Origin of the sequence: Methylobacterium sp. B4 (genome assembly GCF_003201865.1) — a bacterium.
Taxonomy (GTDB): Bacteria; Pseudomonadota; Alphaproteobacteria; order Rhizobiales; family Beijerinckiaceae; genus Methylobacterium.
In genome coordinates this window covers 185,092-209,556 of sequence record NZ_QJJJ01000003.1, presented here as the reverse complement: position 1 = coordinate 209,556, position 24,465 = coordinate 185,092, and the positions used below count along the sequence as shown (strand labels likewise).

19 protein-coding genes are annotated in these 24,465 nt (G+C 70.4%); 8 read left to right on the top strand and 11 right to left on the bottom strand.

The window, feature by feature from the left end; translation table 11 throughout:
* Genes rbbA through BY998_RS06550 form a run of 3 tightly spaced genes read right to left on the bottom strand, consistent with a single transcriptional unit; the run spans nt 1 to nt 4,987 of the window.
* On the bottom strand, nt 1-2,772 hold the full coding sequence (gene rbbA / locus BY998_RS06560; protein ID WP_110350818.1) for a ribosome-associated ATPase/putative transporter RbbA: 2,772 nt from the start codon (nt 2,770-2,772) through the stop codon (nt 1-3).
* Nucleotides 2,769-3,788 carry an HlyD family efflux transporter periplasmic adaptor subunit gene (locus BY998_RS06555; RefSeq protein WP_110350817.1) on the bottom strand — a complete coding sequence of 340 codons (1,020 nt, stop codon included), beginning with the start codon at nt 3,786-3,788 and terminating at the stop codon, nt 2,769-2,771. Before BY998_RS06555 ends, rbbA begins: the two co-directional genes overlap by 4 nt.
* Nucleotides 3,785-4,987 (bottom strand): acetate/propionate family kinase, encoded by a 1,203-nt coding sequence (locus BY998_RS06550; protein ID WP_110350816.1) that lies wholly within the window; start codon nt 4,985-4,987, stop codon nt 3,785-3,787. Before BY998_RS06550 ends, BY998_RS06555 begins: the two co-directional genes overlap by 4 nt.
* Nucleotides 4,988-5,411: 424 nt before the next feature.
* On the opposite strand from BY998_RS06550, the gene BY998_RS06545 reads away from it, so the two are divergent.
* The 3 genes from BY998_RS06545 to BY998_RS06535 all read left to right on the top strand — a co-directional run bounded on the left by BY998_RS06545 (nt 5,412) and on the right by BY998_RS06535 (nt 8,923).
* Entirely contained in the window at nt 5,412-7,805 is a 2,394-nt protein-coding gene (locus BY998_RS06545; protein ID WP_110350815.1) for a glycosyl hydrolase family 65 protein, read from the top strand.
* A gap of 78 nt (nt 7,806-7,883) precedes the next feature.
* Nucleotides 7,884-8,618 (top strand): HAD-IA family hydrolase, encoded by a 735-nt coding sequence (locus BY998_RS06540; protein ID WP_110350814.1) that lies wholly within the window; start codon nt 7,884-7,886, stop codon nt 8,616-8,618.
* 113 nt (nt 8,619-8,731) lie between these two features.
* Nucleotides 8,732-8,923 carry a hypothetical protein gene (locus BY998_RS06535; protein WP_110350813.1) on the top strand — a complete coding sequence of 64 codons (192 nt, stop codon included), beginning with the start codon at nt 8,732-8,734 and terminating at the stop codon, nt 8,921-8,923.
* Nucleotides 8,924-8,936: 13 nt separating this feature from the next.
* Here the strand turns inward: BY998_RS06535 and BY998_RS06530 are convergent, their stop codons facing one another.
* Both BY998_RS06530 and BY998_RS06525 read right to left on the bottom strand, forming a co-directional pair.
* Nucleotides 8,937-9,434, bottom strand: a complete 498-nt coding sequence (locus BY998_RS06530) for a hypothetical protein (RefSeq protein WP_110350812.1) — start codon at nt 9,432-9,434, stop codon at nt 8,937-8,939.
* 104 nt (nt 9,435-9,538) lie between these two features.
* Nucleotides 9,539-10,021 (bottom strand): Hsp20 family protein, encoded by a 483-nt coding sequence (locus tag BY998_RS06525; protein WP_110350811.1) that lies wholly within the window; start codon nt 10,019-10,021, stop codon nt 9,539-9,541.
* Between the two features lie 373 nt (nt 10,022-10,394).
* Here BY998_RS06525 and BY998_RS06520 point away from each other — a divergent pair, with 373 nt between their 5' ends.
* The 3 genes from BY998_RS06520 to BY998_RS06510 all read left to right on the top strand — a co-directional run bounded on the left by BY998_RS06520 (nt 10,395) and on the right by BY998_RS06510 (nt 16,305).
* Nucleotides 10,395-11,903 carry an ATPase domain-containing protein gene (locus BY998_RS06520; RefSeq protein ID WP_110350810.1) on the top strand — a complete coding sequence of 503 codons (1,509 nt, stop codon included), beginning with the start codon at nt 10,395-10,397 and terminating at the stop codon, nt 11,901-11,903.
* A complete protein-coding gene (locus tag BY998_RS06515; protein ID WP_110350809.1) occupies nt 11,903-13,948 on the top strand; it encodes a PAS domain-containing hybrid sensor histidine kinase/response regulator in 2,046 nt (681 codons plus the stop codon). Before BY998_RS06520 ends, BY998_RS06515 begins: the two co-directional genes overlap by 1 nt.
* A 212-nt stretch (nt 13,949-14,160) precedes the next feature.
* Nucleotides 14,161-16,305 carry a helicase-related protein gene (locus BY998_RS06510; RefSeq protein WP_110350808.1) on the top strand — a complete coding sequence of 715 codons (2,145 nt, stop codon included), beginning with the start codon at nt 14,161-14,163 and terminating at the stop codon, nt 16,303-16,305.
* A gap of 27 nt (nt 16,306-16,332) precedes the next feature.
* On the opposite strand, the gene BY998_RS24245 is transcribed toward BY998_RS06510, so the two are convergent.
* The 6 genes from BY998_RS24245 to BY998_RS06485 form a co-directional block, all read right to left on the bottom strand.
* On the bottom strand, nt 16,333-16,470 hold the full coding sequence (locus BY998_RS24245) for a hypothetical protein (protein WP_181425446.1): 138 nt from the start codon (nt 16,468-16,470) through the stop codon (nt 16,333-16,335).
* Nucleotides 16,471-16,592: 122 nt separating this feature from the next.
* On the bottom strand, nt 16,593-17,369 hold the full coding sequence (locus BY998_RS06505; RefSeq protein WP_110350807.1) for a DUF1194 domain-containing protein: 777 nt from the start codon (nt 17,367-17,369) through the stop codon (nt 16,593-16,595).
* Nucleotides 17,370-17,490: 121 nt separating this feature from the next.
* On the bottom strand, nt 17,491-18,477 hold the full coding sequence (locus tag BY998_RS06500) for an FAD:protein FMN transferase (RefSeq protein ID WP_110350966.1): 987 nt from the start codon (nt 18,475-18,477) through the stop codon (nt 17,491-17,493).
* A complete protein-coding gene (locus tag BY998_RS06495) occupies nt 18,474-20,558 on the bottom strand; it encodes a 4Fe-4S binding protein (protein ID WP_110350806.1) in 2,085 nt (694 codons plus the stop codon). Before BY998_RS06495 ends, BY998_RS06500 begins: the two co-directional genes overlap by 4 nt.
* Nucleotides 20,555-21,571 carry a YVTN family beta-propeller repeat protein gene (locus BY998_RS06490; RefSeq protein ID WP_110350805.1) on the bottom strand — a complete coding sequence of 339 codons (1,017 nt, stop codon included), beginning with the start codon at nt 21,569-21,571 and terminating at the stop codon, nt 20,555-20,557. Before BY998_RS06490 ends, BY998_RS06495 begins: the two co-directional genes overlap by 4 nt.
* Nucleotides 21,572-21,615: 44 nt before the next feature.
* Complete coding sequence (locus BY998_RS06485; RefSeq protein WP_245421512.1) at nt 21,616-22,782, bottom strand: ABC transporter substrate-binding protein; 1,167 nt, start codon at nt 22,780-22,782, stop codon at nt 21,616-21,618.
* A gap of 262 nt (nt 22,783-23,044) precedes the next feature.
* Between BY998_RS06485 and pedF the strand changes: the two genes are divergently transcribed.
* Together pedF and BY998_RS06475 are read left to right on the top strand one after the other, a co-directional pair.
* Nucleotides 23,045-23,461 (top strand): cytochrome c-550 PedF, encoded by a 417-nt coding sequence (gene pedF, locus BY998_RS06480; RefSeq protein ID WP_110350803.1) that lies wholly within the window; start codon nt 23,045-23,047, stop codon nt 23,459-23,461.
* Nucleotides 23,462-23,463: 2 nt separating this feature from the next.
* On the top strand, nt 23,464-24,333 hold the full coding sequence (locus BY998_RS06475) for a transporter substrate-binding domain-containing protein (RefSeq protein ID WP_110350802.1): 870 nt from the start codon (nt 23,464-23,466) through the stop codon (nt 24,331-24,333).
* The last annotated feature ends 132 nt before the right edge of the window (nt 24,334-24,465 follow it).

Sequence of the window (24,465 nt, the reverse complement as noted above, 5' to 3'; positions counted from 1 at the left end):
TCAGGCCTCCTGCTTGCGCAGGAGCAGCTGCGACAGGATCAGGAACAGCAGGGCGAATCCTGCCAGAACCAGGATGTTGAGCCCGAGTTCGGCGAAGGGCAGGCCCTTGGTGAAGGTGCCGGCGGTGACCGGCTGGTACCAGGCCGGCGGCAGCGAGAGCCCGATCAGCCGGGCGCTGCCGGAGAGCGACGAGATGGGGACGAGGAGACCTGAGAAGTTCACGGCCGGAATGATGGAGAGCAGCGCGGTGGCGAAGACGGCCGCGACCTGGGTCTTCATGAAGGTCGAGATGAACTGCCCGAAGCCGGTGGTGGCCGCGACGTAGAAGAGCGTGCCGAGGACCAGCGCGGCGAACGAGCCCTTCACGGGCACGTCGAACACGAACAGCGCGACCAGCACCAGCAGCCCGAAGCTGATCATGGCGATGCCGATATAGGGAAGCTGCTTGCCGAGCAGGAACTCGAACTTGGTCACCGGCGTCGAGCGGAAATTGGCGATCGACCCGGTCTCCTTCTCCCGCACCACCGCGATGGCCGACATGATCGCCGGGATCAGGATGAGCAGCAGCATCATCACGCTCGGCACCATGGCGTTGACGCTGCGGAAGGCCTGGTTGTAGCGGAAGCGCGTCTCTACGCTCACCCGCGTCGCGGACGGGTCGGTGCCTAGACGCTCCATCGCCAGCTGGTGGGCGTACTGGTTCGCCAGGCCCGTGACGTAGCCCCGGCTCGTCTCGGCCCGGAACGGCATCGCCCCGTCGAGCCAGACGGCGACCTCCGGGGCGCGGCCCGACTGGAGGTCGCGGCCGAAGCGCGGCGGAATCTCCAGGGCGATCTGCACGCTGCCGTTGCGGAAGCGCCGGTCGAGTTCGGGCGCCGAGCGGATGGGCGGCTGCTCGCTGAAGTAGCGCGAACTCGTGAAGGCATCGACGAGCTGGCGGCTCTCGGGACTGTTGTCTTGGTCGAAGGCCGAGAAGCGCAGGTTCTCCACGTCGAAGGAGATGCCGTAGCCGAAGGCGATCATCAGCAGGATCGGGCCGATGAAGGCGAAGGCGATGCGGATGGGATCGCGCAGGAGCTCCATCGTCTCGCGCCGGGCATAGGCCCAGAGCCGCCGCGGATCGAAGCGTTGCCGATGCGCGGTACCGCGGGGAGGGGCCGTGACGGTTGCAGGCTGGGCGGGGCTCTTCTCCGGTGCCGTCCCCTTCGCAGCCTTCTGCGCGACCTTGGCGTCGAGGCCGGCCGCCTCGGCGAGGTAGTCGATGAAGCACGTCTCCAGCGAGGTGCTGCCGCGCTCCCGAACCAGCTCGGCCGGGGTGCCGACCGCCAGAACCCTTCCGGCATGCATGAGCGAGATGCGGTCGCAGCGCTCCGCCTCGTTCATGAAGTGGGTGGAGAGGAAGATGGTGACGCCCTCGTCGCGCGAGAGGTCGATCAGGGTCCGCCAGAAGGCGTCGCGGGCGATCGGGTCGACGCCCGAGGTCGGCTCGTCGAGGATCAGCATGGCCGGGCGGTGCAGCACGGCCACCGCCAGCTGGAGCCGCTGCTTGATCCCGAGCGGCAGGCTGTCGGGGCGCGCGTCCTTGACCGGTTCGAGCTCGTAGCGTTCGAGCAACTCCTTGATCCGCACCGGCCGGTCGTGCGGCGGGAGGTGGTAGAGCTGGGCGTGCAGTTCGAGGTTCTGCAGCACCGTCAGCTCGCTGTAGAGCGAGAAGGCCTGCGACATGTAGCCGACGTTGCGGCGCGTCTCCATGTCGTTGTCGCCCACCGGACGGCAGAACAGCTTGGCCGTCCCTTCCGAGACCGGCAGCAGGCCGGTGAGCATCTTGATCGTCGTCGACTTGCCGCAGCCGTTCGAGCCGAGGAAGCCGAAAATCTCGCCGCGCGCGATGCGGAAACTGACGTCGTCGACCGCGATGAAGCGGCCGAAGCGCCGGGTCAGGTGCTCGGCCTCGATCGCCGGCACCGTATCGAGCCGGGGCGGCCGGGGGCGCAGCACCACGGGCCGGTGCTGCGCCTGCTTCTCCGGGGGGAGAAGGGCGATGAAGGCGGCCTCCATGTCGGGCTTGGCCGTCCGCTCCAGCAGCGCGGCGGGCGTGCCGTCGGCGATGACGTGGCCGTCATCCATGGCGACCAGCCACTCGAAGCGGGAGGCCTCGTCCATGTAGGCCGTGGCGACGACGACGCTCATGCCGGGCCGTCCGGCCCGGATCGATGCGATCAGCTCCCAGAACTGCCCCCGCGAGAGCGGGTCCACGCCCGTGGTCGGCTCGTCGAGGATCAGGAGATCGGGATCGTGGATCAGCGCGCAGCACAGGCTGAGCTTCTGTTTCATGCCGCCCGACAGCTTGCCCGCCGGCCGGTCCTCGAAAGGGTCGAGCCCGGTCGCGGTGAGCAGGTCCGTGATGCGGGCGCGCCGCTCCGACGCCCCCTGGCCGAACAGGCGGCCGTGGAAGTCGATGTTCTCGAACACGCTCAGCGTCGGGTAGAGATTGCGGCCGAGCCCCTGGGGCATGTAGGCGATGCGCGCACCCTCCCGCCTGCGGTGGCGCGGCTGCGCCATGTCGCCGCCGAACACCGTGACGCGGCCCGACTGCATTCGGCGCACGCCCGCGACGAGCGCGAGCAAGGTCGACTTGCCGACGCCGTCCGGCCCGATCACCCCCACTATGCGTCCGGCTGGAAGGTCGAGCGACACGTCGTCGAGCGCGGCGACCTTGCCGTAGCGGTGCGAGACGCGCTCGAGCCGCGCGACAGCCGGCGCCCCCGTCACGGCAGCTTCACGGCGAGGTCGTCGGGCCAGGCGACCTCGGGCTTGATGCGCACGAAGCCCAGGCCGCGCACGCCCGTCTTCACCCGCCGATGGTACTTCTTCAGCACCTTCGGATCGATCTGGAGCTTGATGCGGAAGGTCAGCTTCTCGCGCTCCTCCTGGGTCTCGACGCTTTTGGGCGTGAACTGCGCGTCGGCGGCCACGAAGCTGATCGTGGCCGGCACCACGTATTGCGGCACCGGATCGAGGATGATGCGGGCCTCGTCGTTGAGCGCCAGCGGCCCGGCCTGGGAGGCCGGCAGGTAGATCGTCATGTAGACGTCGGCGAGGTCGAGCAGCGTCAGCACGCGGGTGCCCGCCCCCACGACCTCGCCCTCCCGCGCCAGCCTGTACTGCACGCGCCCGTCGCGCGGCGCGCGCAGCACGAGATCGACCAGCATCGCCTGCAGCCGCTGCACGTCGGCCTGGGCGCTCTCGACCGCGAAGGCCGCCTGTTCCTGCTGCGCCTTGGCGGCGTCGAGGCCGGCCTTGGCCGCCTCCGCCTTGGCCTTGCGCTGGTCGAAGATCTGCTTGGTCATGTAGCCCTTGCCGACCAGCTCCTTGCCGCGGTTGTAGTCGGCATCGGCGAAGGTGAGGTCGCTGTTGCGCTGGGCGATCAGGGCCACGGCCTCGGCGAGGCTCTTCTTGGCCCGCAGCACCTGGGCCTGGGCGCCGCGCAGCTGCGCCTCGGTCTCCGGCGAGGAGATCGTGGCGACGACCTGACCCGCCTTCACCTCGTCCCCTTCCCGGACGAGGAGCTTGGTGATCCGGCCCGCATATTTGGCCGCGACATCGACCTGGGTCGCCTCGATGCGGCCGTTCGACTTGGCGATGCCGTCGGGCATGCGCTGCCCGCGCAGCCGGTCGATCAGCTCCCTCAGGGATGGCCGCGCCTGCGACGGTGCGGAGCCGGGAACCACCGCGACGACGGTGCCGGCGGCGACCAGGAGCGCGCAGAGACGGCCGGCCCGCCTCATGCGCCGGCTCCCGGCGCAGTTCGCCCCAACAGACGCATCGTGTGCTTGGCGATCATGAGCTCTTCGTCGGTGGGGATGACCCAGACCTGTGCCCGGCTCCCCGGCGCATCGAGTCGTGCCATGCCGGTCCCGTCGCTGTCGTTGCGCAGGATCAATCCGGCCCAATCGAGCGCGGCCACGATGCGCCGCCGGATCTCGGGCGCGTTCTCGCCGATGCCCGCCGTGAACACGAGGGCATCCAGGCCCCCCAGCGTCACGGCGCATCCCGCCACCGCCTGCGCCGCCCGGCGGCAGAAGAAGTCGAGAGCCATGGCGGCCTCGGGCCGGTCGCTGGCCAGAAGCGCCCGGACGTCGTTGCTGAGCCCCGACAGGCCGAGCAGCCCGCTCTCGTGATAGAGCATGTGGCCGACCTCGGCCGGCGCCATGCCCTTGTGCTCGATGAGGTGCAGCACCACGCCGGGATCGAGACCGCCCGAGCGGGTGCCCATCGGCAGCCCGTCGAGGGCGGTGAAGCCCATGGTCGCCTCCTGGCTGCGGCCCTCCCGCAGGGCGCAGAGCGAGGCGCCGGAGCCGAGATGCGCGATCACCACGCGCGCTCCCGCGACCTCCGGGGCGACCTCCCGCAGGCGCCCGGCGACGTACTCGTAGGACAGGCCGTGGAAGCCGTAGCGCCGCACGCCTTCGTCGTAGAGGTGGCGCGGCAGCGCGAAGCGGTCGGAGAGTTCGGGATGGCCGCGATGGAAGGCGGTGTCGAAGCAGGCGACTTGCGGCAGGTCCGGCCGGCGCTGCCGCAGCACCCGGATCGGATCGAGGTTGCTGAGCTGATGCAGCGGCGCCAGCGGAATGAAGCTTTCGAGCCGGCGCAGCACGGCGTCGTCCACCCGCACCGGCTCCGCGAAATCCGGCCCACCGTGGACCACCCGATGCCCGACGGCGACGATCTCGCGCCCGCCGAGATGCTCCAGCAGCCACTCGGCGAGATGATGCTGGGCGGCCGAGGCATCCGGCACCGCCGCGGCCTCGAACCGGCGTTCCGTTAGGCTGTCGCCGTTCCCGTCCGTGACCCGCAGCGTCGGCATGCCGCCGATGCCGCCGATCGCGCCGCCGAACACCAGGGCGAGCGCACCGCCCACCACGTCGTAGAGCTTGAACTTGATCGACGAACTGCCCGCGTTCACCACCAGGATCGCGTCGCTCATCGCCGACCCCCTCCGCAGCCGGCCCGCCCGCGTGCCCGGCCGTCCAGCCGCGAAGAGGACATTCGATGCCGCATCGTTGCTGCTCCTCGTCGCGATGGCGCGTCGGACTCAATGTTTCGGGTCTGGTTTTACTGATGTATCGGAATAAATCCTTGTTTATCTGCTGCATGTATGGCTGTGCCATCGCGCAAATCGATTGTTATAAAAATATAATCTTCGTTTGACGAAGACTGACACGCAAAACCGACACCGTCCGATTACGTCGCGGGTCGAAAATCGACGCTGCGTCATCCTGGGTGGCATCCCCGAGGACGGAACCGCCATCCCCGGCATACGTTCCTGCGGTTGTGCCGGACGTTGCGCGGGCGCTACCGGTTGATCTGCCCCGCGATGGGGGACGCTGCCTCGATCGAACGGATGCCCCATGCTGCGGCCGCGCCTGATCCCGCCCGACGACATCTTTCCCCCGAACCCCTGGGCGATCGAGGCGATCCGCTACGATGCGCGGCTCAGTCAGGAACTCACCGGACAGGCGGAGACGATGTTCGCCCTGTCGAACGGCACCCTCGGCGTGCGCGGAAGCGTGGAGGAGGGGGCGCCGGTCCGCGAAGTCGGGACCTATCTGAACGGCTTCTACGAGCATCGCCCGATCTCCTACGGAGAATCGGCCTACGGCTTTCCCAAGCTCGGCCAGAGCATCCTCAACTGTCCCGACGGAACGGTCCTCAAGCTGTCGATCGACGGCGAGCCGTTCAGCCTCCTGAAGGCCGAGATCCTGGCCTTCCGCAAGACGCTCGATTTCGCGAGCGGAACGCTGAGCCGGGACGTTCGATGGGCGAGTTCGGCGGGCAAGACCTTGCGCCTTCGGACCCGTCGCCTCGTCTCCCTCGCGAGCCGTCACCTCGTCGCGATCGAGTACGAACTGACGGCGGAGGATGCCGAGACGCAGGTGGTGATCTCCTCCCAGTTGCAGAACGACCAGCCCCTGGCCACCGACACGAGCGACCCCCGCCTGGCGGAGGGCTTCGTCGGACGGGTTCTGCATCCGGCGGGATCTCAGTTTGCGGGACTGCGCGCGCTCCTCAGCTACCGCACGCGCAGTTCAGGCCTCACCCTCGGCTGCGGCATGGATCACGTCGTCAGCGCCGACGGCGCCTTCGTCACGGATGGCGGCGGCGACGACGACTTCGCCGCACAGGTCTTTCGGGGCACGTTGCCGCCGGGAGGCACGATCCGCATCCACAAATATCTGAGCTACCACTATTCCGACGCGGCCAGCCCCGAGCAGGTCCGATCCGAAGTGAGCTGGACCCTGGACAACGCCATCGAGACGGGTCTTCCCTCGATCCTCGCCCGCCAGGAACAGGATGTCGGGCACTTCTGGGAGCGGGCCGACGTGGCGGTGACCAGCGTCAGCCCGCGCACGCAGCAGGCCATCCGCTGGAACCTGTTTCAGCTGATGCAGGCCTCGGAGCGGGTGGAGGGTCACGGTATCCCCGCCCGGGGGCTGACCGGGCGGACCTACGAGGGACATTACTTCTGGGACACCGAGATCTACGTCCTGCCGTTCCTGATCTACACCAATCCGCCGATCGCCCGCAGCCTGCTCAAGAATCGCTACGACGGGCTGGACAAGGCACGGGCGCGGGCGCGCGAACTCGGGCACCGCGGCGCGACCTTCCCCTGGCGGACCATCAACGGGGAGGAGGCCTCGGCCTATTACGCGGCGGGAACGGCGCAGTACCACATCAACGCCGACATCGCTTACGCCTTGCGCAAATATGTCGAGATCAGCGGAGACGACGATTTCTTGCGGCGTTTCGGTGCCGAGATCCTGGTGGAGACTGCGCGCCTGTGGTGCGATCTCGGCTTCTTCTCGGAGCGCCTGGACGGTCGCTTCTGCATCAACGGCGTGACCGGGCCGGACGAATACACGGCACTCGTCAACAACAACTGCTTCACCAACCTGATGGCGCGGGAGAACATGCGCTACGCCGCCCGCACCGTCCGCCGCCTGGAGCGCGACCATCCTGACGCCTTCGCCGCCCTGGTCCGGCGGACGAGCCTCGAACCGGCGGAGCCTTCCCATTGGGAGGCGGCGGCGGAACGGATGTACATTCCCTACGACGAGCGTCTGAAGGTGCATCCTCAGGACGACGATTTCCTCAACCTGCAGGAATGGGACTTTGCCGGCACGCCGGACGAGAATTATCCGCTCCTGCTGCATTATCACCCGCTGAACCTCTACCGCTCGCAGGTGATCAAGCAGGCCGACACGGTGCTCGCCATGTTCCTGCTGGGCGACCAGTTCACGGCGGAGGCCAAGCGGCGCAACTTCGAATACTACGATCCGCTCACCACCCACGATTCCTCGCTCTCGGTCTGCATCCAGAGCATCGTCGCCAACGAGATCGGCCTGCGGGACAAGGCGATCCACTACTTCAACTTCGCCCTGGCGATGGACCTGTCCGATCTCGGCGGGAACATGATGCACGGCGCGCACATCGCGGCCATCGGCGGCACCTGGCTCGCCCTGATCTACGGCTTCGCGGGCCTTCGCGACGGGCAGGGGCAACTGCGCTTCGATCCCTGCCTGCCCGACGCCTGGACGCGCCTGAGCTTCCCCCTGAGCGTCCGGGGGCAGAGGCTGCGCATCGCGATCGAGCACGGCACCGCGAGCTACCATCTCGCGCACGGCGCGGGGCTGAGCCTCTGGCACGGCGACGAACGCCTCGACCTGTCGCCGGCCACACCCACGATCACCCGCGCCGTCCGGCCGCCAGACGCGAGGATGCATGGCCGCTCGCCCAACTCGTAGGCGGCAATCCCGGGTGCCGAGCCTGCCGTCTCTCCGAAGCGCGCTGCGCGCAGGCGGCGCATCCACGGCAGGTAAGCCATGACGCGGAGCCTGCGTGCGGCGATCTTCGACGTGGACGGCGTGCTCGTGAACTCCCCGCACGAGCGGGCTTGGCGCGAGGCGCTGGCCGGCTTCGCCGACCCGGCCGGGTTCACGACCGCCTTCTATCAGGCCCATGTCGCGGGCAAGCGGCGCCTCGACGGGGCGCTGGCCGCACTGGAGGCGCTCGGCGGTGCCGCGACCGCCGCGCAGGCCGCGGCCTATGCCGAACGCAAGCAGGGGGTGATCGATCGCCTGATCGCCGAGAACCGCTTCGAGGCCTTTCCGGACGCGATGCATCTGGCCCTGGGCCTGAAGGGGGCGGGCCTGCGTCTGGCGCTCGCCTCCTCCTCGAAGAATGCGGACGCGATGCTGACCCGGGTGCTCTTGCCGGACGGGCGCACCCTGCGCGACCTGTTCGATGCCGATCTCAGCGGCCGCGAGGTGGCGCGGGGCAAACCCGACCCCGCCCTGTTCCTTCTCGCGGCCGAGGCCGTCGGCGCCCCGCCCGCCACATGTCTCGTGATCGAGGACGCGCCGTCCGGCATCGCCGCGGCACGGGCGGGCGGCATGGCCGCACTCGGGATCGCCCGCCTCGGCGACGAAGCCCTGCTGCGCGAGGCGGGCGCCGACCTCGTCCTGACGAGTCTCGACCGGCTCGACATCGCCGCCCTGAGGTGCGGCCTGCTCCGGGAGCAGCCCGCAACGGACGCGTCCCCGACGACCGAAGGATGAGCGCCGGGCAACAGACCGGGCGACGGCGCCCGCCGCCGTGCCCTTTCGGTGACAGGTCGATTTACCTTTTCCGGTTAAGGTCCGAGCTTCACAGCGACGGACCACCATTCCCCATGAAGCCTGTTGCAGCCGCGCTGGCGCAAAAGCCCGATTCGACCAAGCATCGCATCCCGGCCGCCTACGATCCGTATTTTCCCTCCCGGTCGGTGTCGACGGAAGCCAGCGGCGCGCCCGTCGCCACCGTGTTCAACCGCAGCAACAGTCCGGCCTTTCCGAACACCGCGCGCGAACCGCGCGGCCGGTGATCGCCCAAGCGCGCTAAGCCGGTAGCGCGATCGCCCTCGCGTCCAGGCTCGGCGGTAGCCGCGGGCGCGGCATCCGCGCCGCCGGACAAGGCGGCGGATCATCGTCGTCGTCCCGACGTCCGGGGCGGTTGTGGCGGCGAGGGCCCGGCAGGCGGCCCGGGCGCCGCCGCGGCAAGGCTCCGAGCGTTCGCCGCGCTTTCGTCGGCGCAGGCCCGAAATCGAGTTCGGCCAGGGCGTCGAGTACGGCGTCGACGCAGACCGGCTCGGCCCGGCAGCCGGGCAGACAGCGCAGGGCTGGCGCGTTCTCCAGCGCGCAGGCATCCGAGGCCCAAGAGGCCAGGATCCGGCGCTTCTCCTCCTCGGACAATCCGGGATGAGCCAGCACGTCCCGCGGATGGCGGAACACGTCGCCGGGCGCGACGAGCGCCTGCCACGCCTCGAACGAGACCGGCGGCGGCGCAGCCCCGTTCACGGGGCCGGAACGGAACGCTTGCATCTCCATCATCGACATGAGGCATCCTCCCTCAAGGCACACATTGGGGCGCGTAAGGGTGAGACCCTCGCGGGCCCAAAGGCCCCCGAGGGGTGCTGATCGTCGGCCGAAGCCGGATCGGCTCAGGCGGCCGCAGCGCGGCTTTCGATCGGGGCGGGCGCGTTGTCCTGACCGAGGGCGGCCTGCGCGCCTCCGATGGCGATGCGGCGGGGCTTCAGGGCCTCCGGAACCTCGCGGGTGAGGTTCACGGTGAGCAGGCCGTTCTCGAGGGTCGCGCCGGTGACCTTCACATGGTCGGCGAGATTGAAGGTCTGGCGGAAGCTGCGTGCGGCGATGCCGCGATGCAGGTACTGGCGCTCGCCCTCCTGGCTCGTCCTCTGGCCGACGACGTGGAGCGCCGTGTCGTGCTGCGTCAGTTCGATCTCGTCGGAAGAGAAGCCCGCCACCGCCATCGTGATGCGATAGGAATCCGCGGCCACCCGCTCGATGTTGTAGGGAGGCCAGGTGGCCGAGGGATCGGCCTGAGCCGATTGATCGAGAAGCGAGAAGAGGCGGTCGAAGCCGACCGTGGAGCGGTAGAGTGGGGCGAAATCGAACGTCCTCATGACCACATCCTCCTCGTGAGCAACGTGATGACGAGAGCCGCCGGACACCGTGTCCGGCGCCCAATCCGCGGGCCTCTATCGGGCCCCGCACGCGCGAAACGCGGGAGCCGAAGCCGGGTTCCGGCTTGGGAAACGATTTTCGTGCGCCATGCCGGTGGGGACACCGTGTGAGGCGGCGTGCTCGATCGGAAGGCTGCCCGCGTTCGATGACGCGTGCGCAACACGATTGTGGACCGGCACGCCTTCCCCCACCCATGATGGGGCCGAATTCGGCCTCAATGCGTTATCACCGACGCCGAGGCCGGGTTCGGGAGCCATGGGCAGCACGGCCATGCCAGATGCTTGAAGCGAGACAGGAGCCACGTCCGAGCCGATGACTGAGAGTGTGAGCGCAGCAGGGCCTCGATCCGGTCCCGGGGCCCGGATCTCGTTCGGCATACCGGGCCTGGACGAGGTTCTGGTCGGCGGCCTGACGCCGGATCGGCTCTACCTGCTGGAGGGCACGCCCGGCACCGGCAAGACGACGCTCGCCCTGCAGTTCCTGCTCGATGGTGCGGCCCGGGGCGAGCGCGGCCTCTATGTCACGCTGTCGGAGACGGAGGACGAGCTGCGCGCCGCGGCGGCGACGCACGGCTGGTCGCTCGACGACATCGATATCTACGAACTCGTCAACGAGTTGGGGCTCGACCCCGACAGCGAGCAGTCGATCCTGCATCCCTCCGAGATCGAGCTTGGCGAGACCGTTCGGGAGGTCATGGCCCGGGTCGAGGATTTTCAGCCGCGGCGGGTGGTGTTCGACAGCCTCTCGGAGTTGCGCCTCCTGGCCCAGAACCCGCTGCGCTACCGGCGCCAGATCCTGGCCCTCAAGCAGTTCTTCGCCAGGCGTTCCTGCACCGTCCTGCTGCTCGACGACCGCACTTCCGAGACCGGCGACGTCCAGCTCCACAGCATCGCCCACGGCGTGATCTCGCTCGACCAGCTGCCGCGCAACTTCGGCTCCGAGCGGCGCCGGCTGCGGATCGTGAAGATGCGCGGCATCAAGTTCCGGGGCGGTTACCACGACTTCCAGGTGGAGACCGGCGGCATTCAGGTCTTCCCGCGCCTGATCGCGGCCGACCATCACACGGCCTTCGACCCTTCGGCACGCCCGACCGGCTCGACGGAGCTGGACCTGTTGCTCGGGGGCGGCCTCGTGCCGGGCACCAACATGCTGCTGCTCGGCCCCTCCGGCGTGGGCAAGACGACGACCAGCCTGCGCTGCATGCTGACCGCGCTGGAGCGGGGCGAGACGGCGACCTATTACCTGTTCGACGAGGGTCTCGCGACCATGCTGGCCCGGGCGACCATGCTCAGCATGGACCTGAGGCCGCATATCGAGGCCGGGCGGCTCACGATCACGCAGATCGATCCCGCCGAGCTGTCGCCGGGTGAATTCGCCGCGATGGTGCGGCAGGCCGTCGAGGAGCGCGGCTCCACCTTCATCGCCGTCGACAGCCTGAACGCCTACCTGCACGCCATGCCGGGCGAGGAGTTCCTCGTCCTGCAGATGCACGAACTCCTGAGCTACCTGAACCAGCAGGGCGTGACCACGCTCCTCGTGCTCGGCCAGCACGGCGTCGTCGGCGAGGTCCGGTCCGACATCGACCTCAGCTATCTCAGCGATTGCATCCTGCTGTTCCGCTTCTTCGAGGCCAAGGGCCAGATCCGCACGGCACTGTCCGTGGTGAAGAGCCGCGTCAACGCGCATGAGCGCACGATCCGCGAGCTGCGCCTGTCGACGGAGGGCCTGCAGGTCGGAGAGGCGCTCACCGATTTCGAGGGCGTTCTCACGGGACTGCCGGCCTATCAAGGTCGGGTGGCCATGCTGGCGAACGGCGCGTGATGGCGGCCTCGGAGGAGTGCATTCTCATCCTGGCGCCCCGCGGGCGGGATGCCTCGGTGATCTCGGCAGTGCTGGACCGCTCGGTCCTCACCAACCGGATCTGCACGGATGTGGCGGGTTGGTTGGATTGCCTCCAGGCCGGCGCGGGGGCCGCACTGGTGACCGAGGAGGCGCTGGCCGATGGCGGCACCACGGACCTGTTCGCTTGGCTCGATGCGCAGCCGCCCTGGTCGGACTTCCCCTTCATCGTGCTGGCCACGCGCCAGGCCGGCCGCCGCACAGAACGCGCGGCGGAGCTGCTGAGGCGGCTGGGCAACGTCGTCCTGCTGGAGCGCCCCATCAATGCCGAGACGTTGACGAGCGCGGTCGCCTCGTCCCTGCGGGCGCGGCGGCGCCAGTATCAGGCGCGGGAGCACCTGCTGGAGCGGGAGCGGGCCCAGGAGCAGCTGCGCCTCGCGAACGAGGGGTTGGAGCGTCGCGTCGCGGAGCGGACGCGGGAGGTGGAGGCCGCGCACGAGACCCTGGCCTTCGCCCTCGACGCGGCCGGCATGACCTCTTGGGACATCGACATCGTCACCGGAGCCCACCGCCGCTCGCCCCGCTTCGATGCCGTCTTCGGCTACGAGGGCGCGGGGCGCGACTGGGATCGGAACAGCCTCCTCGCCCACGTGGTGGAGGAGGATCGGGAGTCCGCCGAGCACGCCTTCGCCGAGGTCTCGCAGACGGGCCGGCTCGACCTGGAATGCCGCATCCGGCGCGATGACGGGGCGGTGCGCTGGATCGCGATGCGCGGGCAGGTCAAGCGCGACGAGGCCGGTACGCCGCTGCGCATCGCCGGCATCCTGATGGACCGCACCGACCAGCATGTCACGGAGGAGGCTCTGCGGCAGGCCCAGAAGATGGAGGCCATCGGGCAATTGACCGGCGGCGTGGCGCACGACTTCAACAACCTGCTCACCGTGATCGTCGGCGGCCTCGATATGATGCTGCGCCGCCCCGAGCAGGTCGATCGGGTGAAGCGGCTGGCCGAGGCGGCCATGGGCGCGGCCCGGCGCGGCGAGCAGCTGACGCAGCAGCTCCTGGCCTTCTCGCGCCGTCAGATGCTGCGTCCGCAGACCCTCAACCCGAACCGGCTGCTCATCGACTTCAAGCCGCTCGCCGAGCGCGCGGCGACCGGCGCGGTCGAACTCGCCTTCGATCTCGACCCGGCCCTCGACCCGATCCGGATCGATCCGGCCCAGTTCGAGGCGGCGGTGCTCAACCTGATCGTCAACGCGCGCGATGCGCTGGAGGGCCGTAGCGGGCATGCCCGCATCGCGGTCACGAGCCGCAACGTCCGGCTCGGCACGGCGGCGGTCGCCGACAGGGGCGTGCCGCCGGGGGCCTACGTCGTGATCAGCGTGAGCGACACCGGCAGCGGCATTCCGGCGGACAAGATTCAGCGCGTGTTCGAGCCGTTCTTCACCACCAACGAGGTCGGCAAGGGGACCGGGCTCGGTCTCAGCCAGGTCTACGGCTTCACGCGCAGCGCCAAGGGCTTCGCGCAGATCGAATCGGAGGTCGGCGCGGGCACGACGGTCAGCCTCTACTTCCCGCGCTCGACCGATCCGGCCGGCGAGGAGACCGGGACCGGTCCGGTCGCCGCCATCCCCCTGCGCCGTGCCGGCGAGGGCGAGACGGTGCTCTTGGTCGAGGACGACGAGCCCGTGCTCGGCATGGCCGTCGAGAGCCTGGAGGAACTGCGCTACCGGGTGATCGTGGCGCGCAACGCCGCCGAGGCCCTGGAGCATCTGAGGGGCGTCGAGCGCATCGACATCCTGTTCTCCGACGTGGTCATGCCCGGTGGGATGAACGGCTCGCAGCTCGCCGCCGAAGCCCAGCGGGTCCGCCCCGGCATCAAGATCCTGCTGACCTCGGGCTACGTCGCCAATCTCGACGAAGGGCAGGTCATCGGCCACGGCGAACTCCCGGTGCTCAACAAGCCCTACCGGCGCGACGAACTCGCCCGCTCCCTGCGGCTCGTGCTCGGCGGCGAGCGGGCCTGAGGGGCGGGCCGCATCAGGCTCGCGAGAGGCCGGCGTTGCCGCCGCGTCGCGGCCGCCACACGCCGGGCGGGCGCTTCATTCGCGCTCGCGCCGGCTCCGTTCGAGCGGGGTGCGTGGCCGCGATTGATCGCGCCTTTTCCTCGAAACCTGCCTTGCCAGACGGCCCTTATCTTCGGACGCTCGGTCCAGCCGCAGAGAGCAGAGATTGATCCATGGCGCGCAAGCGTCTCCATCCCACGGTCGAGAGTCTGATCGAGTCCGTCGGGCGTCTCGGCCTCCCGGCCAAGGGCGTCGATTTCGAAGCCTTGCGCGCCCATCTCGAGCTGCCGGAATTCGGAGCCGCGGTCGAGGACGAGCGCGTGGCGCGGGCCCTGCAGGAGATGCGCACGGCGCGGGCCTTCGCCGAGACCGGCATTCCGGCGCTGAAGCAGACGGTTCCGGCGCTCAAGGCCGCGGTGACAAAGGATCACCGCGTCGCCTGGACCATCCGGGTCGGCATCCCGTTGCTCGATGCCGGCCGCCTGGACCTGCGCCTGGAAACCCTTCCGGATACGGGCACCGCCGAGATCCTGGCAGCCATGGCGGGGCGCAACGATCCGACCCACCGTCTGGACGCGTTGCGCGCGGCGGTGGCCGAGAGCGCGGTCCAGACCACGCGTGAACTGCGCAAGCCGGTCGAACGCCTGAGGGCGCAGATCCTGACCGACCTGCGGGAGGTGGGGGCCGATGCGGCGGCCTATCTCGAGCACATGGATCGCTCCCTGCGATCCCGCCAGTTCCGCTTCGGTCCCAAGCTCGCCCGCTCGCTGGCCGACGCCCTGACGCCGGTCCGCCAGCGGGCCAAGGCCGTGGCGCGCGAGGGCTCCCGCCTGCGGCGCCTGCGGGATCAGGTCGGGTTCGGGGCCTACATCGAGAAGTTCGGCGCAGCCCGGCGCCTGAACCGGCGCATCCTGTTCCACATGGGGCCGACGAATTCCGGCAAGACCTACGCGGCCCTGCAGGCGCTGACCGCCGCGCCGACGGGCGCCTATCTGGCCCCGTTGCGGCTCCTGGCGCTGGAGAATTACGAGGCCCTGCGCGAGCGCGGCCTGCGCGCCGGCATGGTCACGGGCGAGGAGGTGCTGGGCGAGGCCGATCCGAGCCACACGGCGCGCACGATCGAGACCGCCGACCTGACGCGCCCGATCGACGTCGCCGTGATCGACGAGATCCAGATGCTCGCCGACCCCGACCGCGGCTGGGCCTGGACCAACGCCCTGTTCGGGGTCCCGGCCCGGACCGTCATCGTCTGCGGCTCCGACGACGCCCTCTCCTATGTCCGGCGCGCGGCGGAGGCGGCGAACGAGTCGCTGGAAGTGATCCCCTTCGAGCGCAAGTCGCCGCTGCTGCTCCTGGACGCGGCCGTCCCGCTGGAGAAGGTCGAGCCGGGGGATGCCGTGGTCGCCTTCTCCCGCCGCGCCGTGCACGAGAACCGGGAAATCCTGGTCGCCCGCGGGCACCGGGTCGCGACCATCTACGGCGCCCTGTCGCCGGAGGTGCGCCGGGCGGAAGCCGCGCGCTTCCGCTCCGGCGAGGCCGACGTGCTGGTGACGACGGACGCGATCGGCATGGGCCTCAATCTCGGGCCGTTGAAGCGGATCGTCTTCTCGGCGGTGCGCAAGTGGGATGGCGTCGAGGAGCGCGCGCTCACCAATTCCGAGATCCGGCAGATCGCCGGCCGGGCCGGGCGCTACGGACATCACGAGGTCGGCTACGTCGCGGCGACGGAGGAGATCGCCCTCGATCCGATCCGCGCCGCGCTGGCGGGTGCGCCCACGGCGCCGGCGGCCGACACGCGCTTCTACGTCCGCCCGGACCTGACGGCGATCCGCTCGGTCGCCGAAGAGATGCGCACGCCGAGTCTCTTCGAGGTGATGACGCACTTTGCCCGCGCCACCTTCTACGCGGGTTCGCCGTTCCAGCCCTCGGCCCTGGAGGAGGTTCTGGAGATCGCCCGCACCATCGACCGCGCCCGCCTGCCGATCGAGGAAAAGTTCGCCTTCTCCGTCTGCCCGATCAACCGCCGCGACGAGATCGCGATGGCGATGCTGGAGCGCTGGAGCCAAGTACGGGCCGCGGGCGCGACGGTCCCGGCCCTGCGGGCCAGTCAGGCCGGGGAACTCGACTACCAGGAGCGGACGGTGAAGCTCGCGAGCGCCTATCTCTGGCTTTCGCGGCGCTTCCCCGACACGTTCGACGATGTCGAGGCGATCCGGCAGATGCGCGGGCGTGCCAACGACGCGATCGAGCATCACCTGCGCGAGACGGCGACCCGCAAGGCCGAGCGCCGGACTCGGCGGGCGACGAGCGGGCGGTAATCCCGCGAGCGGCCGGAGGGTTTCGGCTCAGCGCTCGATCAGCGCGGCGGTGCCGACGAGCGCGCCGCGTCCGGTGTTGATCAGCATCACGCCCCACCTCAAAGTAGCGCAGGTGTCGGGGCATCCCGGCAGCCGCGGTGGCCTCGTCGAGGACGCTTCGGTCATAGGCCTCGGTGCTGAAGATCGTGATGTCCATGAAGGCCTTTTCGCGTGCCCAGCCGGCCGACGACCGTGTCTGCGCGGTACCCTAGCACCGCCTGCGCGCGCAGGATCGGGCCCGGACCCGCTCACCGGCCGGCGCGGTGGCTCGCATCGCTGACTTCCACCACGAACTTGCGCCGCAGCGCCCGCGAGAAGTCGTCGTAGCCCGCTGCCGTCAGAAGGAAGGCCCCGGGGCCGCCCATGACATGGTCGCGGTACCATTGCACGAGCCCCATGCGCTCCTGCGGCAGCGGCGTCGCGCGAAGGCCGTAGCCGGGCGCGCGGTAGGCGCCGGCGCCGACCACGTCGTTCTCGCCCGGCACGAGGATCGGCAATCCGTTGATCGTCGCCTCGGTGGCGAGGAGCGCCGAGCGCTCGGCCTCCAGGCTATCGGGATCGGTGCAGTTGTCGATCCCGTCCCCGGAAACGTCGACGACGATCCGTCCGGCCGGCACCGGCATGGCAGGGATCACGCTGGCCGCGACCGTGCGGAACATCTGCCCGAGACAAGTGAACTCGCCCGATTGCCGGGGCGTGGCCCGGACCTGCGCCGCGGCGGCGAGCGCGTCGGAGCGGCTGGCGATCCGGCGCCAGCCGAGCGCCAGGCTCGCCCGATCGGCCCAGGTCACCATCGCGAACAGGGTGCCCCCCGGGCGCCCCGTCATCGTCGCGACGACCTCCGGATCCTCCAGGGCCGCGGCGATCCCCTCCATCTGCAGGGTGAAGCGCGCCTCGTCGACGGATTGCGACACGTCGACGGCGACCACGAGCGCGACGGCGGGCGCCGGTTCGGCTCTCGCGACCGAGCCGAGCACGGACAGCACCACCAGCGCCGCGAGCCCCCGACGGGCGAGACGACGCATCCCGCCGCCGTGCGGTCGAGCGCGAACCGGGTGACGTCTTCCCGCTCCGATCGGTGCGCCCGGTATCGAGAGACGGCTCTGGAGTCGGAGGGGCCACATCGTCGCCAACCCTGTGCCGCTCTCAACTCTTGCCGACGAAGCGGGCCGAGCAGCCCGGCCATCCGGCCATCAGTTCACGTCCGCGCGCCTCGCCCAGAACCATGCAGGCGGTGGAGAGCCCGTCGGCCAGAAGTCCGGACTCGGCCGTGACCGTCACGGACGACAGCCCCTTTGGGGAACGCCCCGTGGCGGGATCGAAGATGTGGTGGTCGGCGTGGTCCGACGAGAAGCTCATGTTGTAGTCTCCCGACGTCGCGGCGAAGCCCGCGAAGGGAGCGATCACCGCAGCGAGCGTCTCGGCCCCGCGCGGATCGGCGATGCCGAGCGTCCAGGGCGTCCCGTCCGCATGCGTCCCCAGCGCGCCGAACTCGCCCGTATCCACGAAGGCATCCGCGATCCCCCGCGCCCGGAGCACCGCCATCACCCGGTCGGCGGCGTAACCCTGGACCAGCGCGTTCAGCGTCACGGCGGTGCCGGGCTCCATCACGATGCGCTCCGGCGTGAGCAGCACCCGTCGCCAGCCGATTCGGGCGACCGCGGCGCGGAGCGCGGCCGCATCGGGCCGCGCTGCGCGCGCGGACGCCTCGGCCCATAACGGCCAGAACGGCTGCACGGTGGGGTCGAAGGCGCCCCCGGTTCGCGCCGCGAGGTCGAGGGCGAAGCCCAGCATCGTCGTCAGGTCAGCGGGGGCGGCGTCGAGCCGGCCCTGGCGGTTGAGGCGCGACAGGGCGCTGTCGGGGCGCAGCAGGCTTGCGGCGGCCTCCACTTCGCGGATCGCGGCAAAGCCGTCGCTCAGGGCCGCATCGAGCGCGAGGCTGTCCGGGCCGGCAACGGTGAGCGCCGCGACGGTCCCGAAGGCGAGCCCCGCGCGCGCGCGGGTCGCGAGGCCGTGCCCGTGCGCCAGAGCCCGGAATGCGGCCGGACCGCCGAAGGCCGCCGCGGCGAGGCCGGCGGCGCCGAGGAGGATGCGCCGCCGGGACGGGCCGGGTTTCAGCCGCATCGCGCTCATTCCGCCGCGACCGGCTGCGGCGCGATCCGCCGCCCGCGTCGGCGCGCCACCACCTGCGGCACGCATTGCCCGGGATCATGGATGATCGTGACGCAGTCCATGCACTGGAAGCACTCGGGGTAGTCGATCCGTCCGTTCGGATGGATCGCGCCGTAGCGGCAGCGCACCTTGCAGAGCTGGCACGGGCTGCCGCACTCGGAACGTCGGGGAATCCAGTCGAGCAGGCGCAGGCGCCCGAGCACGGCGAGGCTCGCGCCGAGCGGGCAGAGGTAGCGGCAGAAGCCTTTGTAGACGAAGAGGTTGAGGACCAGCAGGCCGAGCGCGTAGGCCACGAACGGCCAGGATCGCACGAAGTACAGGGTGATCGCCGTCTTGAACGGCTCGGCCTCGGACAGGCTGTCGGCAAGCGGCGAGCCCGCCGCGGCGGCCACGAGGATGCCGGCGAGCAGAGCGTACTTCACCTGCCGCAGTGCCCGATCGAGCCGGGGCGGCACCGCGATGGGTCGGATGCGCAGGGGCTTGGCCAGAAAGGCGAGAAACTCCTGAAGGGCACCGAAAGGACAGAGCCAGCCGCAGAAGGTGCCGCGGCCCCAGACCACGAGGCTGGCGATCACGAAGGCCCAGAGCAGCAGCGAGGGCGGGTCGTAGAGCAGGAAGGTGAGGTCGTGCGTGACGGTGGCTGCCCGCACGAGGCCGACCAGCGTGACGATCGAGAGCTGCGCCTGGGCGTACCACCCGACGAAGCCCAGCGTGAAGGCGAGGAAGGCAAGCCGGAAGATGCCGAAGCGGCGCCGATCGGCCACGAGGCCACGTTGACGGGCCAGCGCCGGCACCAGCCCGGCGAGCGCCAGGGCGATGAGGCCGAGTTCGGGGCCGCGCGCCCGCCACGGATCGGCCCAGCTCGGGCCCGCCTCCGCGGCCTCGCGCACGAACAGGTCCGCCGGCAGCGCGTACTCCGCCGAGAACTCCCGCGAGATCTTCTCCGAGAGGATCTGGCCGCGCTCGCGCACGATCCTCTGGCTGAGGGTCCAGGGGGAGGAGGGATCGAACCCGGCGGCGCCGGTGATCCGTAGAACCGTCCAGGGACCCTCTGGCAGGTCCGCGGCGGCCCCGCGCCGCTCGATCGCCATGTCCCGGGCGTTGACCGCGAGTCCCCCCTGCGCCACGGCGAGCCGGTCGGGAATCGAGCCCAGCACGAAGTCCTCGCCGAGCGGATTCTCGGGACCATGGCTCACCACCATCACCGCATGGTCGCCGGGGCCGAGTTCGCGCATCAGCGCCGCGTACCGCTCGGGCCCGAGCAGGGTGCGGCCGATCGCCGGCACGTTGAGATAGGCGAAGGTGAGGTCGGTGAAGGGCGCTTCGGCCGGTCCGTCGACGGACTCGGCCACGGCGGTGTCGCGGAAGGCGGCTTCGACCTGCCCGTTGGTCACCGTGAAGCGGCGCAGCCAACCGCGCGCGAGAAGGTCGGCGACGGTCAGGTGCTCGCCGGCATCGGGCTGGGCCTCCACCCGCAGGCCGACATTGGCCGCTCCGAAACCGAGCTTCGCCCGCGCGACGGCGAGTGCGGCGGCCAGGATCGACTCGTTGATCACCCGCGTCGAGGCGGTGGCCATGGAGATCCCGTCGACGGTGGTCTGGGGCGGGGCGCCGGAGCCGCGGGCATTCGGCCGGCCGACCCGGATCGCGCGCCGGGCCGAGAGCCCGACATACTGCTCCACGAAGGCGAAGAGCGGTTCCGAGCCCAGGCCTTCCAGGAAGACCGGCTCGTGGTGGGAGAGAACCTTCACGTCGCGGAACGAACCGTCGGGCGCGAGCGCGACGAGCAGGTTCGGGGGCGTGCCGCCGAAGCCGGGGATCGGCGCGAAGTCGACCGACGCGAAGGCGTAGGCGAAGACTTCGTAGCTGCCGGCCTCCTGCTTGAGGATCGGCCAGACCGGCAACGTCTCGTCGCGCTCGCCCACCACGAGGGGCGCGGGGAAGTGCTTTTCGAGCTGCGCCCGGTCGAGGGTTCCGGCTGCGGCTGGCAGGGCCGCGCAGAAGAGGGCCAGGACCGCGACGAGAAGCCGGCGCAGAGTCACGGGGCGCCACCGGCGGAAGCGGCGGCGCTGGGCGCGGGACGCACGGCGACGCCCCAGGGGAAGCGGCCGACCTTGACGCTGCGGACCGGACGCTGGGTCGCGACGTCGATCACGGTGACGTCGCCCGAGACGCCGTTGGTGGTGAACAGCCGCGACTCGTCGGGCGTCATGGCGAGCTGCCAGACACGGCGCCCGACGAGAATGTAGTTCAGCACCTTGTAGGTCTTGGCGTCGATGACGGCGACCCGGTCGGAGGGGCCGAGCGCCACGAAGGCGAAGCGCCCATCCCGGGTCAGGGTGACGCCCACGGGCTGGAGCCGGTCGGCGGCAATGCCCTTCACCGCAAATTCGATGGTCTCGATGACCTTGCGGGTAGCGGTGTCGATCACCGCGACGGTACCGCCGATCTCGGAGGTCGCCCACAGCACCCGCCCGTCCGCCGAGAAAGCGGCGGCGCGCGGACGCTGGCCCACCAGCGTCGCGTCGGTCGCGGTCAGCGTCGGCACGTCGATCCAGTGGACCATGTTGGTCGTTTCAGACGTCGTGACCGCGACCTTGCCGTCCGGGCTCACGGCCATGCCCTCGGGCTCGATGCCGACATCGATCTGCGCCAGGACCTTGCGCGTCTGCGCGTCCACGACGGTGGTGGTGGCGTTCTCCTCATTGGCGATGAAGAGGGTGCGGTCGTCCGGCGCCAGCGCGAACTGCTCCGGATCTTCGCCGGAGGGCAGGTTGTGGCGCACCGCGCCCGTATCGGGATCGATCACCTGCACCGCATCGGAATCGCTGGCGCAGACGTAGAGCGTGCGGCCGTCGCGGGAGAAGGTGAGCCCGCGCGGGCGCCGCCCGACGGGAAAGGTACGGATCACCTCGAGCGTGGTGCCGTCGATCACCGAGACGGTGTTGTCGCGCTCGTTCGAGACGAAGATCTCTTCCGCCGAGGCCGATCCTGCCGAGAGACCGAGCGCGAGGCAGAGCAGGACAGCGAGGCGTGCGGTCGCGGCGCGGCGCATGGGTCGGGCTCCCGGTGAGGTCGTCGCAGGATCGGATGCGCGCATCAGCCCGTCTTCCGGAAGGCGCGGCAGGCGCTCTCCGGCTCGTCCGAGCCGAGGGTATCGAGTTCGGTGCGCTGGTGCTGGAAGCCCTCGATCGGGGCGGTGGCCGTGACCGCACCCGGCCAGAGCAGGAAGACGGGCTGGCGCAGCTGCCCGTCCCAGGCACGGAAGCTCAGGGGCCGGCCCTTGAAGCCGCCGACCTCGAAGCCCGGCAGCAATACCAGCGCCGCGACCGCGGCGGGATCGGTGCTGCGGGCCTGGACTGCCGCTTCGCCGAGCGCGTGCACCGCCATCCAGCCGGCATAGTCGACCGGCCGCATCGCCCGGCCCGCCAGACGGCGGAACCGCCCCTGGAGCTGCACCGCGGCCCAGGCCTCGACCGGCCGGCCCCAGGCCGCGGGGCTCAAACCCTGCGTGCCGACCACGGGGCGGGCCGCGGCGGTGTTGTAGGGAAGGTTCGCCCCGAACGCCCCCGCCTCGTCGGCCACCGCGACCACGTCGTGCTCGGGGCCGCGGGTGGGCAGCACGAACTCGCGCAGGGCCGTGTCCCGGGTGTCGCCGCCCTGCGGGTCGAAGCGCTGCTCGGCCACGACCCGCGCGCCGAACTTCTTGGCGGAGCGCTTCAGCGCCTCGGCATAGAGCGCGTCGGCCGGCGCCGGTCCGGAGAGCAGCAGGATGCGGGTCCAGCGCTTGTAGGTGAGGAACTGCACCAGCGCATCGGCGAGCATCGCCCGCGAGGGCAGGACATGGAGCAGTCGGGGCCGGCAATCGGCCTCGCGCAGGCGCGTGTCGGGGGCGCCGACATTCAGGAACACCGTGTTCCGGGCTTCGGGCAGGTCGGAGACGGCCAGCACATCCTCGGCTGGCGCGTTCAGGACGACGAAGCGCGGCGCGCCGAGACTCAGGAACGCCGCGCGAATATCCTCGTCCGGTTCGACGATGCGGCTGTGGAGGGCGAAGCCCAGCGCGACGAAGCGGCCGGTGGCATTCGAATCCTTCAGCCCCAGCTCGGCCCCCTTCAGCCCCTCGTCGTCCGGGATCGGGTCCTCGTTGTTGAGGGGCGTCGGGCGCTCGACGCGCCGCTCCAGGTAGTGGATTGCCAGGAGCTCGGCCCGCGCGGGGGCGGGCAGCAGGGCGAGGAGCCAGAGCAAACTGAACAGGGCCGGCATGAGGCCGCGCGCGTCCGGTCCCGGGGCCGCAGGGCCCCGTACCGCGCCGTGCCGCTGCCGGAGCCGCGCCAGCATCGCCCTCTTCCCGCCTCCCGCCTTGTTCGTTGCGGCGAGCATAGGGGCGAAGGGGCCGGGATCGGTATTGGACCAAGGTGCACCCGGCCGCCGCGATCTCCACCGCCACCATCTCCCGTACCAAAGCACAATGGGTTCGGCCCGGTCCCCTTGCTAACCGTTCCCGTCAAGAACGGGAGGAACGACCATGAAGGCTGCCATCCGGGCTGGGGGATTCCTTGCCCTCGCCCTGTCCGCGTCCGCCGCCTTCGGGCACGGCGATGTTCAGCCGCAGCCCGTCGACACGGGCGGCCTCGCGACGCTGGGCGAGGCGTGGCGGGAGGAGAACCCCTATCGCGGCGACGCCAAGGCCATCACGATCGGCGATTCCGGCTACAATCAGAACTGCGCGCGCTGCCACGGCCTTCAGGTCGTCTCGGGCGGTCTCGCGCCGGATCTGCGCTACCTGCCGCTCGGCAAGGAGGGCGACGAGTACTTCGTGGAGCGCGTGCGCCACGGGGCGATCATCAATGGCATGACCAAGATGCCGGCCTTCGAGGGCGTGCTGTCGCAGGAGGCCCTGTGGGCGATCCGCACCTACATCGAGTCGAAGCACGAGGAGTGACGATGCCGCTCCCGACACGACGCGCTCTCGCGGCCGGCCTCGCCGCGCTGGCGGCTGCGGGCCTCATCGCCGGGGCCGCCGCGGCGCGGCCCTTCGACGAGGTCGTGGCATCGGGCGTGTTGCGCGTCGCGGTGTACGACGACAACCTTCCCTTCTCGAACGAGGCCGGGGGCGCCCCCCGCGGCATCGACGTGGACATCGCCCAGGCCCTGGCCGACCGCCTCAAGCTGCGCCTCGACCTGCGGGTGGTGGATGCGGGGGAGAACGTCGACGGCGACTTCCGGCTGAATCTCTGGCGCGGGGATCTCGCGGGCACGCCGCTCGCCGACCTGATGCTGCATGTGCCCCACGACCGCCTCCTCGCCACACGCAACGAGCAGATCTTCCTCACCACACCATATTTCGAGCAGCGCCTCGCCTTCGCCTACCGGCGCGGTGCGATCGAGGGCTTCGAGAGCCTGCGCGACCTGGAGGCGGGCACGGTCGCCGTCGAGGGCACCAGCGCCTCCGACAGCGTGCTCATGAGCGCCGAGGGCGGGCGCTTCCGCGCCAACGTCAAGCATTTCCGCAGCTTCGAGGCGGCCGCCAAGGCCTTCCTGGCGGGCGAGACCGCGATCCTCGCCGGCACGCGCGCGGGCATCGAGGCGGCGCTCGCCGAGGCCAAGGCCGCGCCGGAGGACGTCGTCGTGGTCGAGGTGCCGGTGCCGGGCCTCGTGCGGACGCGGTGGGATCTCGGCGGCGCGGTGCGCAGCGATTCCCGCGACCTCGCCTACGCGGTCGGCGAGGCGCTCGCTGCCCTCGCCAACGAGGGCCGCCTCAAGACGATCTGCGCCGGCTACGGCGTCAGTTACACCGCGCCTCAAGGCTATTGAGGCGGGTTCGTTCGCTCATCCTCGCCCGTCATCCCGTTTCGGGACGGAGGAGGGAGAAGAAACGCGCCTGTACATCAAGCTGAAACGAGCGGGGCGGCGACATCCCTCCGTCGAACGCGCGCCGCAACCCGC

What these genes read in the sequence shown, in the direction of transcription:
- BY998_RS06555 (WP_110350817.1), bottom strand. Translation starts at nt 3,788, where the DNA reads ATGAGGCGGGCCGGCCGTCTCTGCGCGCTCCTGGTCGCCGCCGGCACC.
- BY998_RS06550 (WP_110350816.1), bottom strand. Translation starts at nt 4,987, where the DNA reads ATGAGCGACGCGATCCTGGTGGTGAACGCGGGCAGTTCGTCGATCAAG.
- BY998_RS06545 (WP_110350815.1), top strand. Translation starts at nt 5,412, where the DNA reads ATGCTGCGGCCGCGCCTGATCCCGCCCGACGACATCTTTCCCCCGAAC.
- BY998_RS06540 (WP_110350814.1), top strand. Translation starts at nt 7,884, where the DNA reads ATGACGCGGAGCCTGCGTGCGGCGATCTTCGACGTGGACGGCGTGCTC.
- BY998_RS06535 (WP_110350813.1), top strand. Translation starts at nt 8,732, where the DNA reads ATGAAGCCTGTTGCAGCCGCGCTGGCGCAAAAGCCCGATTCGACCAAG.
- BY998_RS06530 (WP_110350812.1), bottom strand. Translation starts at nt 9,434, where the DNA reads ATGTCGATGATGGAGATGCAAGCGTTCCGTTCCGGCCCCGTGAACGGG.
- BY998_RS06525 (WP_110350811.1), bottom strand. Translation starts at nt 10,021, where the DNA reads ATGAGGACGTTCGATTTCGCCCCACTCTACCGCTCCACGGTCGGCTTC.
- BY998_RS06520 (WP_110350810.1), top strand. Translation starts at nt 10,395, where the DNA reads ATGACTGAGAGTGTGAGCGCAGCAGGGCCTCGATCCGGTCCCGGGGCC.
- BY998_RS06515 (WP_110350809.1), top strand. Translation starts at nt 11,903, where the DNA reads ATGGCGGCCTCGGAGGAGTGCATTCTCATCCTGGCGCCCCGCGGGCGG.
- BY998_RS06510 (WP_110350808.1), top strand. Translation starts at nt 14,161, where the DNA reads ATGGCGCGCAAGCGTCTCCATCCCACGGTCGAGAGTCTGATCGAGTCC.
- BY998_RS24245 (WP_181425446.1), bottom strand. Translation starts at nt 16,470, where the DNA reads ATGACCGAAGCGTCCTCGACGAGGCCACCGCGGCTGCCGGGATGCCCC.
- BY998_RS06505 (WP_110350807.1), bottom strand. Translation starts at nt 17,369, where the DNA reads ATGCGTCGTCTCGCCCGTCGGGGGCTCGCGGCGCTGGTGGTGCTGTCC.
- BY998_RS06500 (WP_110350966.1), bottom strand. Translation starts at nt 18,477, where the DNA reads ATGAGCGCGATGCGGCTGAAACCCGGCCCGTCCCGGCGGCGCATCCTC.
- BY998_RS06490 (WP_110350805.1), bottom strand. Translation starts at nt 21,571, where the DNA reads ATGCGCCGCGCCGCGACCGCACGCCTCGCTGTCCTGCTCTGCCTCGCG.
- BY998_RS06485 (WP_245421512.1), bottom strand. Translation starts at nt 22,782, where the DNA reads ATGCCGGCCCTGTTCAGTTTGCTCTGGCTCCTCGCCCTGCTGCCCGCC.
- pedF (WP_110350803.1), top strand. Translation starts at nt 23,045, where the DNA reads ATGAAGGCTGCCATCCGGGCTGGGGGATTCCTTGCCCTCGCCCTGTCC.
- BY998_RS06475 (WP_110350802.1), top strand. Translation starts at nt 23,464, where the DNA reads ATGCCGCTCCCGACACGACGCGCTCTCGCGGCCGGCCTCGCCGCGCTG.